This is a genomic window from Neolewinella lacunae (assembly GCF_014349155.1).
Taxonomy (GTDB): domain Bacteria; phylum Bacteroidota; class Bacteroidia; order Chitinophagales; family Saprospiraceae; genus Neolewinella; species Neolewinella lacunae.
On sequence record NZ_JACSIT010000051.1, the window covers coordinates 48,800 to 61,365 of the forward strand.

At 55.1% G+C, this 12,566-nt stretch carries 6 protein-coding genes; 3 read left to right on the plus strand and 3 right to left on the minus strand.

All coding sequences use genetic code 11. From position 1 onward, the window contains the following. Window positions 1-73: 73 nt before the first annotated feature. A complete protein-coding gene (locus H9S92_RS03160; protein WP_187465270.1) occupies window positions 74-727 on the minus strand; it encodes a response regulator in 654 nt (217 codons plus the stop codon). Between the two features lie 538 nt (window positions 728-1,265). Between H9S92_RS03160 and H9S92_RS03165 the strand changes: the two genes are divergently transcribed. Both H9S92_RS03165 and H9S92_RS03170 read left to right on the plus strand, forming a co-directional pair. Beyond that, window positions 1,266-5,501, plus strand: a complete 4,236-nt coding sequence (locus tag H9S92_RS03165) for a choice-of-anchor A family protein (protein WP_187465271.1) — start codon at window positions 1,266-1,268, stop codon at window positions 5,499-5,501. A gap of 786 nt (window positions 5,502-6,287) precedes the next feature. Next, the gene (locus tag H9S92_RS03170; protein WP_187465272.1) at window positions 6,288-7,391 is read left to right on the plus strand and encodes a tryptophan 2,3-dioxygenase family protein; all 1,104 of its coding nucleotides are present in this window, start codon (window positions 6,288-6,290) and stop codon (window positions 7,389-7,391) included. 232 nt (window positions 7,392-7,623) lie between these two features. Here H9S92_RS03170 and H9S92_RS03175 read toward each other — a convergent pair whose 3' ends face one another. Further along, entirely contained in the window at window positions 7,624-8,109 is a 486-nt protein-coding gene (locus tag H9S92_RS03175; protein WP_187465273.1) for a hypothetical protein, read from the minus strand. Between the two features lie 104 nt (window positions 8,110-8,213). Between H9S92_RS03175 and H9S92_RS03180 the strand changes: the two genes are divergently transcribed. Further along, on the plus strand, window positions 8,214-10,469 hold the full coding sequence (locus tag H9S92_RS03180) for an amino acid permease (RefSeq protein WP_246463614.1): 2,256 nt from the start codon (window positions 8,214-8,216) through the stop codon (window positions 10,467-10,469). 131 nt (window positions 10,470-10,600) lie between these two features. Here H9S92_RS03180 and H9S92_RS03185 read toward each other — a convergent pair whose 3' ends face one another. After that, the gene (locus H9S92_RS03185; protein WP_187465274.1) at window positions 10,601-12,406 is read right to left on the minus strand and encodes a bifunctional isocitrate dehydrogenase kinase/phosphatase; all 1,806 of its coding nucleotides are present in this window, start codon (window positions 12,404-12,406) and stop codon (window positions 10,601-10,603) included. Window positions 12,407-12,566: the final 160 nt, after the last annotated feature.

Here is a 12,566-nt window from a genome sequence, read left to right on the forward strand (position 1 = left end):
CTATAGCGGCTGTGAGGATCGCCCAAAGGGCACTTTACCGACGCATTAGTGCTTCCTGACGTACGGAAAAACCTCAGGGAGCAGTGCTGTCTTCCTTTCCGGAAGATGAAATGTTGAGGAAAGTTTTTACGGCGGCAGACTTGGATTTGACCCCCATTTTTTGGTAAATGCTTTTGACATAGTAGCGTACGCCGTCAACGGTTAAGCCCATGGCGGTAGCGGCCTTTGCGTAGGAATAACCTTCGCTGAACAAGCGCAGGAGTTGGATCTCTTTTGGGGATAGTTCCCAGTGGGGGCTTGTTACGGGTGCGGGGGTGAAGTGAAGAATCAGCTTTTTGGCCATGCGGGGGGAAAGGAGTGCTCCGCCTTGGCGGTATACCATGAGGAGTTCCTGAAAGTTGGCGATGGATAAATCCTTGTTGAGCCATCCGCTCGCGCCACCGTGGAGGGCCTTTAAGAGGTGATCGTCGGCGTCGGAGATGGTCAGGATGATGATGTCGGCTTTAGGAAGGCGTTTTTTGAGCTGGGGTAAGGCATCCAGGCCAGACTGCCCGGGCAAGTCAACATCCAGAAACAGGAGGTCGATCCAGGTGTGGGGTTCGAGTTGTTCCCAAAAACTTTCAACGCTACTGGCTTGCAGGGCCATCCGGGCATTGGGTAGTAGTTGAACCTGCCGGGCAATGCTTTGTCGCATTTGTTCATCGTCATCGATAATTGCGATTTCCACTGACAGAGGTTTTGTACGTAAGATAGGGGAATTGTGGGGCCTGAACCTGGGAGCTTGGGGTAAACGGGGTTGAACTACATAAATATGTGGTCTAAAAAACCAAGCAAGTGTTTTAACATTTTTGGGTGGGGCGTAACTTTGCGTTGTCATAATCGTCCGCTGACTTGAGGTAGCGGGTAGCACAAACGACATAACACAGTCGAGTAACATGAAAAATGAAAACCGATCTTCCCACGACCTGGGTGGAAACTCCTTTGCACTTAAGATCCGATTTTCTGCCCGCCTCCCTTGGCGAACGCTGAAATTGGCGATAATCCTGATGGGGGCTATGCTGGGAGGCCCGGAGTCTTTCGTACAGGCTTCCGGCTGGCCCTGCCCCGCCCAGCAACACGATGTTTGTTGGGGTTGGCCGTTCTTTGGTAACACCCCGAGCGGAATGGATGCAGGGCCGAAGATCTATGTACCCGGTGAGCATAGTTTTGACGGTGATGGAGGGCTGAGTTGGACGGGGTCAACGTCGTCCAGTAGTATTGCGACGATGCCAACCGAGGCCATTCCCTACACTCCGTTTGATGCAGCCCACGCGACGTACCCAATTGATCCGTTAACACGGCAGCTATTTATGTATGGGGTGACATTCAGCACTGATGATGCCATGGCCATTGATTTGGGAGGGGCCTTAGTAGATGAAATCGTTTGCGCGGCAGAAAATATTAACGGAACGGGCAGTAAAGGTGCGCCGATCACTTGGGGATACGGAGCCGCGGCCTTCTCTGAGTGGATTAAGGGTTTTCGTTATGCACCGGTTTTTGCCCCTTTCGAAGCCCAGATCAGTCAGCTTTGTGATGGCGACAGCCCAAATGAAGCGACCATCATTTTTGCTACTGCTAATGACGCCCCAAGCGGCACCTGGGTGCTTCGTACCCTGAATAACCCCTCTGAAGTTTGGGCAATGGGTGCTAACGGCAGTCTGCAGGAGGCGGTAATGGTCCCGGTAGGTACGGTTCTGGAAATTGTGGACGGGAACAACATTGTCGGCAGTGATGTAGCGACCATCACTAATCTTTTCGGAGGTTCAACTTTCTACATCACCCCGGATGACGATACTGCGATAGAAGGGGACAATGAACTCGGCTGCCAGAACGAAGAAGCCTGTCCTGCGGGAAGTCTGTTTGACCTGATCGCGGAGGGATTCGTCGGATCATACGCTGCCGGAAATGCTAATGGCATCCTTGGCGGGAGCACTCTGGGTGGTCCCCATAATGGCAACTTCAACGCCGTCATTTTTGGTAACCTCACTAATGACGGAACCGGTGATACGGAAGGCCGCCTGGCGGTGCAAGGCAATTTTACATCGGTCAATCCCGACCCGGTACAACTGTCAACCTATTCGATCGGTGCCAGTAATCCGTTGGCTACCGGTGCATTGCACGCCCCGCAGGGGTGGGATAATCTGGTCGTTGGCGGTGACGTCAACCATGAAAACCCAAATGTGGGTATGCGTGGCAATATATTGTACAATACAGCTACGGGTCTACCTGGTTTTAGCGGTGGCTTCAGCCAGGTTCCGGGCATCTATCGCAACTTTACACCGGATGTGAACTGGGCTGGTGCGCTGGCGTATTTCCAGGGCTTCTCCGCCAATTACAACCCTGCCAATATCAATTCCAGTTGTGGTTCCATTACCCTCGGAACAATTGATGATTCCGGAGATCCCATTTTACTGGATGCGCAAAATAGCGGTGGCGTGGTGGTATTCAACCTGTCCGGTATTGGAGCCGGTTCGAGTTACGACTTCCGGAACACGGATAATGCCGAGGTGATTCTGGTGAATGCAGGGGGAACGACGCTCACCAAAACAGGTGGTTCAATCTTTATTGACGGTATCACTGCGACGAAGCCTTATGCGGGCGCCGAAGTAACTTTCATCGAGAAAACATGCTGGAATTTCTACGAAACCACCACCATCAACCACGGTGGTTTCGCCTGGCTGGGAAGTTTCCTGGCCCCCCTTGCTGCCAGTACTTCACTCAGCGGTGGTGATATCAACGGACAAGCGGTAATCAGTGGTGAGGTCGTCCAGGAGGGGGGCTTTGAATTCCATAATTTCTGCTTCAATGGAAATCTGTCGTCTTGTAATGCTTGCGCCCTGAATACTCCCACCATCCAGGCAACCTGCAATGATGCGGGTACACCTAATGATCCAAGTGATGATACCTTTACCTTCACGATCGTGGTGACCGGACAAAACACAGGCCAGGATTTCAGCATAGACTTCCAAGGTTTGTATCCTAATATCAGCGACCTGGCCTACAACACGGTGAGCGTCCCCCTCGGCCCCTTTCCCATCAGCGGTGGCGACCTGACGATCACGATCACGGACGAAGCTACGGGCAGTTGCCAGTTGGTGGATGTGGTAATCAGTGCGCCGACAACTTGTTCGGCATGCAATCAACCCACCGCCACCCTCACCCCCACCGCCGCCACCTGCACGGCCGGTACGGCGAATAACAACGGCAGCATTTCCCTCACCACCGCCAGCAACGCCACCCACTACGGCATCAGCAGCGCTGGTGCGGCGACCTATGACGGACCACTGACGATCGGCATGGCCACTGCCGTGCCGGGCACGCTACCCGCTACCATTCTGAGCAATGCACCCAATGCGGGGGCAAGCTACATTGTGCGCATCTTCAACGGAGCGGATGATTGTTTTGTGGACGAGGTGGTGACGGTGGCGGCGAATGTCTGCGTACCCTCCAACGTTTGTGAGTGTGGAGATTATATTTATCTCAATGAACCAAGGGGAGGCAACGGACTTGTCCACAAGTTTCGGATCAATTCCGACGGCAGCTTTACGGAAATCCCTAATGGTATAACGAATACCCTTCCGTGGTTTCCGCAGGGTGGGGGACTACCATCTCCCCACGGACTGGGGCAAGACTTGAATGGCAATCTCTACATTGGTGAAACCGAAACCGGCCCAATACGTAAATTGACCTGTGAGGGGGAACTGTTGCCCGTTTCCGAATTTGCTCCTACGCCTACCCTGTCGCCAATGCTTAGTGGTATCGGGGGCTTTAACGTTGTTTCCTACAATGGCGTCCTTTACGTCAATAATATTGGAAGCGACCGGATATCCGCTTACGATATCTGTACCGGGATGGAACTGGGCTACGTAAGATTGGCTGGCATCCCTGACAATAATGGATCTTACTTTTTCCCAAGTTTGCAGGATTGGGGTTTCCATATTGATGAGAACGGAGTTTTTTACGCAACCGTAGGATTCTTCGATAGTCCAATAGGCTTGCGGGGTATTTATCGGTTCGTTCCCACCGAAGCTGATTTTACGGCGCACACTACTTATTCGGTTACGGTGCCCTCTTCTACTTTTCCTGCCATCATCACTAACTATAATGTTTGGGGCATTACCTCGGATGAAAGTGGGAACATGTTCGTTATCATTGAAGATGGAGGGAATAATAGAACATGGATCCTTAAATACGATGCTGCTGGTAATTTCTTGGCCAGCACTTTTGAAGTGGTGAGCGGAGATAATGTAGGATTTGAAGGGGCCCGTGGCTTAACCTACTTAAGCCGCACCAACAAAATTTACGTGGCGGCCGGCATTTTTGGAGATTGTGTTGCCATTATAGATCCGATTACCCTGGCGTACGAGGGGTCTGCGGTAGGGAATGTTCCCGGTCAGGATCCTAAAGGAATCAGTATAGTTAAGGAGTGTTGCCCGCCTAGCGGTATCTCTACGATTGAAGAATCCATCTGCTACGACGGAACGACCGGGCGTTATTTCTTACAGGACCTGATCAATTGTGATGGGCCAGTGTGCCAGGGCGGATGGGAAGAACTGATGAGTAATCCGGCGATAACCTACAACGATTGCGATGCTTCTGTAACCATAACAGGAACAGGCTGTGCGGTATTCAGGCTCCAGCAAACCTCGGGTAATTCGGTTTGTCCCACCTTTACAATACTCATCAACCTTTGCTCCGTTACCCCGGATGTTACCCTTTCCGACCCCGCTGACGTCTGCATCGACGGTGCCGATATGAACTTCACGGCGGCACCAGCGGGCGGCGTATTTACCACTACTGCCACAATGGGCTTCACACCCAATAACGCGGCGGGTACGGCCACTTTGGACGTCAGCGCGGCGGGTGCGGGTACGTACGACGTTACCTATATCTACACCGATGCCGACGGCTGCGAAGCAAGCCAGACGGTAAGCGTGGAAGTCTTTGGTGTGCCCACAGTGACCTTGGACGACCCCGCTGACGTCTGCATCGACGGTGCCGATATGAACTTCACGGCTACGCCAACGGGCGGGGTGTTCACGACTACGGCCACTGCGGGCTTTACGCCCAATAACGCAGCGGGTACGGCCACTTTGGACGTCAGCGCGGCGGGGGCGGGTACGTACGACGTTACCTATACCTACACCGATGCCAACGGCTGCGACGCTTTCCAAACGGTGAGCGTGACGGTGAATCCGCTGCCTATACTGACTTGCCCCGCTGACCGTACGGTTTGCCTGACTGCCGCGCCAGTGGTACTGGATGCACTGCCCGCCGGGGGAACTTATGCCGGGGCCGGCGTAGCAGGGAATACGTTCACGGCCGCCACTGCTGGCGTTGGCACCTCTACCATTACCTATACTTTCACGGATGGAAATGGCTGCGAAAATGCCTGCACGTTCAATATTAATGTTCTTAAAGTCGATTGTGGGACCTTCCCCTGGACCGGGACCGGAAACTAAGCATCTGGAGGATCCAGGGGCCCACCGGGCTATTCGTTTTTGGTGAATTTTGTATGTTGTTCATTGTGTCATGAAAAGCCAGGGCTTTTCTCTTAAATCATCAGCCGGGGGCGACTATATGGGTCGCCCCGGCGGCTGTTCTTACTTAGCGGATTTTTCACTTTGGCTTACACTGAATGCAGAATAATTATTAAAGAAATTAGCCATTTAGGCGCTTTAGATTTCCGGTCACTGCCGTGTAATGTTGGTCGGGGAATTAGGGTGAAAGCCCGTTTCGTTTTATTTTTTTAGCTTACACCTCTCTCGTGAAAAATTATTTAGGTTTTTATTTTTTATGTTATGATTTGACAGTTTTGGGCGGCCTCAGGGAGGTCGCCCTTTTTTATTCGGGCGCGGGCGCAGGTGCTCCCCCCCGGCCCCCCGAAGGGGGGAGTATGAACGGAGGAGCGGGGGAGGGGAGGGGGGAGATAACCCTCAGGCGGTTAGGTTGTAGTGTTTTAGTTCTGTAGTAGGGTAAAGTCTACTATAAGACTTCAAGACTACCGAACTATAAGACTACCGAACTGCATACTTCTAAAAGCCGTTGAAGACCCATTAGTGGTGATTATTGCAAGGGCTCAACCTCAGGTTAGGCTGGGAGGGGTTCGGGTTGGGACACCCTCAGCCGGGTCATTATCCGGCCCCGGCATTGCTCGTTTGTTCTTTACATTGCACCTGCGGCCGCGCCCGCTTTGAACAGCTGGATGGAGGGAAGGCCCTACCTTTGCCGCACCAAAGCCACCTGCGATGCAAAAAGAAGAGAAGTATTCGACCATCCACTACCACAATTATCTGGAGCTGGACCAGCTGCTGGCCCTGCAAAACAAGCGCAGCGCCGCGCTGGGCGAAAATGCCCACGATGAGACGCTGTTCATCATCATGCACCAGGTGTACGAACTGTGGTTTAAGCAGATTTTGACCGAACTCGACTCCGTTTGCCACCTCTTTCGGGATGAGCGCGTCAACGAAGACAATATGAATACGGTGCTGCTGCGGCTGAAGCGGGTATCGGCCATCGTCAACCTCATGATCGAACAAATCCACGTGATGGAAACGCTGACGCCACTGGATTTCCTGGATTTTCGCGATTACCTCTTCCCCGCCTCCGGCTTCCAGAGCATGCAGTTCCGAATGGTAGAATCTACGCTGGGGCTGCGCGAAGAAGATCGCCTGACCTACCACGGCAAGTCGTACAAAATTGTGTTTACGGATGCGCAACGGGCGCAATTGGACGCCATTGAGCAGGGCGGCAGCCTTTTCGAATTGGTGGAACGCTGGCTGGAGCGGACGCCTTTTCTACAGTTCGCGGGCTTCGATTTTCTGGCCGCCTACCGCGCGGCGGTGGACCGCATGATCGAAAAAGAGCAGGCCAACATTATGAACAGCGACTACCTGGCACCGGAGATGAAGGCCATGCGGCTACGGATGCTCGGCGATAGCAACAGTTATTTTAAGCACGTGCTTTCCCAGGCTGAACACGAACGGATGCTGGCCGCCGGTGAGTGCCGGCTTTCGTACCGCGCCACCGTGGCGGCCTTATTGATCAACCTGTACCGCGAAAAACCCATCCTCAACATCCCCTTCAACCTCCTGATGGAGCTGATGAACATCGATGAACTGCTGACCACCTGGCGCTACCGACACGCACAAATGGTGATGCGCATGATCGGCAATAAAATCGGTACTGGCGGTTCCTCGGGACACGATTATCTGGCCGCGACGGCCGCCAAGCACAAGATTTTCAAGGATTTGCACAACATCAGTTCGCTGCTCATTCCGCGGTCTGAACTGCCCGATTTGCCGGAGGATTTGAACCGGAATTTGGGCTTTTACCATTCGGCGCAGGTTTAAATTGGGCGCGGACGCAGGTGCTGGGGAAGTCTTTAGGGAGATGGTTGGTCGGGCTGAAGTAGCGAACAATAACTTGCTGACCTTTGGTCTGAACAGTCGGGCTAAAGCCGCGACAATACCTTGGGGTCGGGCTGAAGCCGCGACAATAAATTGCTGACCTTTGGTCTGAACAGTCGGGCTAAAGCCGCGACAATACCTTGGGGTCGGGCTGAAGCCGCGACAATACCTTGGATTAGCCCAGTTTGAGTTTATCGAGGGAATTGGCGAGGCGGTCGACGTTTTTGCAGCCGATGAGGTAGCTTTCCCCGTCTTTGGTGGTGACGGAAAGTCCGTTGCGGCCGGAGAGGGAAAAGAAATGCTCGTTGGCGTAGCTCAGGTTGGCCCCTTGCCAGCGGGAGAGGAGAGGGGAGCGCACTACTACGCAGGAATCGACGTCTTCCCACTCAATTTTGCGGGCCTTGACGTGGATGGGGTGAAGCTTGTACTTGATGCACTTCTGGTCGATGGACACCTTCATGCGCAAGCTACGCAGGTACCACATGATGCCGCCCAGGCCAGCGGCAATTGCCAGGCAGCCGAGGACATAGGTGAGCTCGGCGTTGCCTTGCCAGACGGCCTTGCCCGCAGCGAAGAGCGCACCTAAGCCACCCAGTGCAATGAGGGCCTGGATGCCGAGGTCGTTGAAGGATTGTTTTTCTTTATAGATCTTGTTAGCCATGTTGGTTGGGGATGTTGTATTGCTAGAACGCTTAACGTACAGCAAATGTAGTTAACTTTGAGTTAACATTGGGTTTACCTGTAAAAAACATTGCGAATTTAACATTGGTTCGCCCGGGCTGGACGGTGGCCCTTATCTTCGTCCCCGGCAGCCGGCGCCTTGTTCCTGCCCAGCTTTTTGATGCGATGACCACCCGCGCGAAAAAATTTGGCACCTTCGGGGGTGTATTTACTCCCACGATCCTGACCGTCCTGGGGGTGATCGTGTTCCTGCGCCTGGGATGGGTGGTGGGGAATGCGGGCCTGCTGGGGGCTTGGCTCATCATCCTGATTGCTTTTTCCATTTCCCTGTGTACGGCGCTGTCGATGTCGTCCATCACCACCAATACCCGCATCGGGGCGGGTGGGGCCTACGCCATTGTCTCGCGGTCGTTGGGGCTGGAGGTGGGGGGAAGTCTGGGGATCCCGCGCTACATCTCCCAGGGTTTGGCGGTAACGATGTACATCTTCGGTTTTCGGGAAGGCTGGCTGGTGCTGTTCCCGGAGCATCCGGCCTTTTTGGTGGATCTGGGGGTATTTACGCTGGTGTACCTGATTGCCTACCTGAGTGCGCGCCTGGCGGTGAGCATCCAATTTGTGGTGCTGGGGGTGATTGTGCTGGCGCTGCTTTCGGTGGTGCTGGCGGCGTACTTCGGGTCGATGCGGTTTGCTACGGCGGAGGTGGCGCGCTTCGGGAATTACGCGGGCATGGCCAGGGAGGGGGCAGACAATTTCTGGGTCGTCTTCGCGGTCTTTTTCCCCGCCGCGACGGGGGTGATGGCGGGGGCAAATATGTCGGGCGATCTGCAAAACCCGGGCCGGAGCATCCCCCGGGGTACGCTCTGGGCCATCGGGGTGAGCCTGGTGACTTATCTGGCCTTGGCGTACTGGATTGCCCGTTCGGCAACGGAGCAGGAGATGATTAGCAATTACACGGTGATGATAGAAAAGGCCTTCGTGCCCGAGCTGGTGATTGCCGGCGTGCTGGGCGCTACTTTTTCATCGGCGCTGGCGGCCATGATTGGCTCTTCGCGCATTCTTTTTGCCATGGGGGAACACCGCGTCATGCCCGAAGGGGAGTGGCTGGAGCGGGTAGATAAATCCGGGCAGCCCCGCAACGCCATGTTGGTCACCGGCGTCCTGGTTTTTCTGGCCATGTTGCTGCGCGACCTCAACGCGGTGGCGCCGCTGGTGACGATGTTTTTTCTGATCAGTTACTCGATGATCAACATCGTCGTCATTATTGAGCAACAGCTGAACCTGATCAGTTTTCGCCCGCAGTTTACCGTTCACCGCGTCATTCCCTGGTTAGGACTGGGGGGCAGTTTGCTCACGATGTTTATCATCAACCCCGTCATCAGTCTGGTTTCCTGGACGCTGATCATCTTCGTGTACAGCATCCTGAGCCGGCGGAAATTGGAGACGAAATTTGAGGACGTCCGTAGTGGCCTCTTCACGTCCTTTGCGGAGTGGGCGGCCAAGAAAACGGCCACCAATGCCTACCAGCAAGAGCGCTCGTGGAAGCCCAACCTGCTCATCCCCACGGCCGACGTAGCGGCGGTGCAGGGGGCCTTTACGATCATCAAAGATTTGGCCTATCCCAAGGGCGGTGCGGTGTTGATGGGGGTGGGCGCCGGAGCAAAAGGTAATCTCGACGCCAGCTTGCACCTGATGGCGGATACTTTCCGGAACGATGAAGTCCACTCTTCCGTCGCTTTGATGCGCAACGAAAAATTTGGCGAAGCGGTCAATGCTGGTAACCAGGCGCTGATGGCCTCGTTTTTTCGTCCCAACATCGTCTTTCTCAACCTGCTGGAGGCTGCGCCGGTGGTGGCGGATTTTCCGTCCATCGTCAGTGAGGCTTGTCGGCTGGAGCTGGGCTGCATCATTTACGCACCGCATCCGCTCGCGGGACTGGGGCAGCGGCAGCGGGTAAACGTGTGGATGCGTTCCCAGGCACCGCACTGGACGGTTTCGGCCGCTCACCAGACCCAGGACCTGGCCCTGCTGCTGGCCTACAAGTTGAAGCTCAACTGGAAAGCCCGGGTGCGCATCATCACCGTCATTGAGGCGGCTGAGGATGCGCCTAAGGCCCACCGCTTTTTGCAGGAGGTCATTGATCTGGCGCGATTGCCGATTGATGAGCGACTGGTGGTGCACGGGGCTTTTCACACCGAGATTGCCAATGCCCCTGCGGCCGACCTTAACTTCTTCGGCATCCACCCGGGGCAGTCCATGGATGGCTTGCAGGAGATGGCCAGCCGCGTAGGCAGTAGTTGTCTTTTTGTGCTGGACTCGGGGCATGAGAATATTTTTGCTTAACAGGAGTTTGGTTGACCTTCGGTCTTTTTTTGAACCACTAAGAACACTAAGAGCACTAAGAAATTGGTTGAGCCGCTGCGCGGCGAATCCCAGGTTCATTCGCTGCAAAGCAAACAAGCTATAACTAGGCTTCAAATAAGCGGGGGCAGTTGCAAAAAGCGCTGCCCCGTCCGGTAGGGAAACACGTCCATGATTTCGCCGGCGAGGAGGCGCTGCTTGATGTCGTTCCAAAAGTTGGCGTCGAAGATTTCGCCGTGTACTTGCCGGAGGTAAGTCAGGTTGGGGCCGGCGCGCATCAGAAAACCGGGAAATTCCTCGGGGAAGATGTCTTTGGGGCCAACGTGGTACCAGGGTTTGCTGGCCATTTCTTCTTCGTAAGTGCGGGGCTCGGGGATGTGGCGGAAGTTGCAGTCGGTGACGAGCTCAATCTCATCGTAGTCGTAAAAAACGACGCGGTTGACGCGGGTAACGCCAAAGTTTTTCAGCAGCAAATCGCCCGGGAAGATGTTGGCGGCGGCGAGCTGTTTAATGGCCCGTCCGTAATCACGCAGGGCCTTTTGGGCGAGTTCCTCCGGGGCGGTTTCCAGATAGAGATTGAGCGGCGTCATTTTTTTCTCGACGTAGACGTGCGATAGCAGGACGCTATCGGTGGTAAGCTCCACTTTGGAAGGAGCCGTGGCCAGCAATTCCGCCAGGCATTCGGGCGCGAAACGGTCGCGGGGCAGCGCCAGTTTTTCGAAGAGGTAGCTATCGGCCATGCGGCCAACGCGGTCGTGGTGTTTTACCAGGTCGTACTTTTCTTTAACGATCTCGGCGGTTACCTGCTTGGGCGGCGCGAACTTATCGCGGATGATTTTGAAGACCATGTTCAGGGTGGGCATGGTAAAAACGTACATTACCATGCCCGCAATGCCGGGGGCGGTGCTGAAGTTTTCCTCCTCCGCTCCTGGTTCTTCGCCCTGCACCTGCGGCCGCGCCCCCGAAAAACTGTTCTGCGGAACGATTTGCGTCTGGCGGAAGTGTCGCCGGAGCTCACGGTAAAAGACCGTTTTGCCGTGTTTTTCGAAGCCGATGGCGTTGTAAAGTTCGCTCAGGGCCTTGGTGGGCAGGAAGGTGTGGAGGAAATCGACCATGTCGCTGGGCACCGTGATGTCGGCCAAAAAATACGAACGGTGGTAGCTGAAAATGGAGGAAACCTGGTCGCTTTCCAGCAGGAGGGCATCGATGAGGATGCCGCGGCCGTTGGGGTGCAGCAGGGGCAAAATGAAGGGGTAGGTGCGGTCGTTTTTGAGCAGCCGCCCGACGATGTAGGCCGATTTATTGCGGTAAAAAAGGGAGCTGAGGATTTCGAGGCGGTCGTGCGGACCCCGGCCGCCGCACGCCGCCAGGTGGGCCGAAAAACGCTCGGCCACCAGCTGGATGTCGCGCTCGCGGTCGTCCCACTCGGCGTCGAAAGGGAAACGGTCGAGGAGGTCGCGCAGCACTTCCGGCAGCGGAAGATCACCCAGGTTGTAGTCGATGCTGATGTGGGTGAGGCCCTGAAACTCGCGGTAGCTGCCAGTGCGGGAAACGAACATCAGGTCGCGGTCGGCCCCCACCTGGTGGAAATGGCGGTACACCGAATTGTAGAAGGTTTCGGCGATGTTGCGGGTGTTGAAATGGTAGATTTCTTCGGCGAAGGCGTCTTTGACCTTGCGCCAGAAGTCGGGTGGGGTAGGGGTGCCGGCTAAAATCTCCGCCACGGCGCGCGTGGTATCGTCAACGTCATCGCGATAGAGCGAAATACGGCTCCGTGCATCAGCCTGGGTGCCGTGCCAATCGCGCTGCTCAAAGCGGATGCGGGCCCGCTTGGTGATGAGCTTGAAGCGGTAGAAGTAATCCATGTAGCCCATCAGGATCTGGTGGCTTACGTCGAAGTGTTTGAGGGCGTCGAACATGGGGGGGAATGAGCGAATGCGTGAATGAGTGAATGCGTGAATGGGGCTACCGCGAGCGACACGCTAGGGATAGTTCAATTAAGTGTGTCTGGGTTAGTTATTACTCTATCGCAAGGCGTAGCCTTGCGACGAGCGCGCGATCCGCGCCGCACAGTCGGAG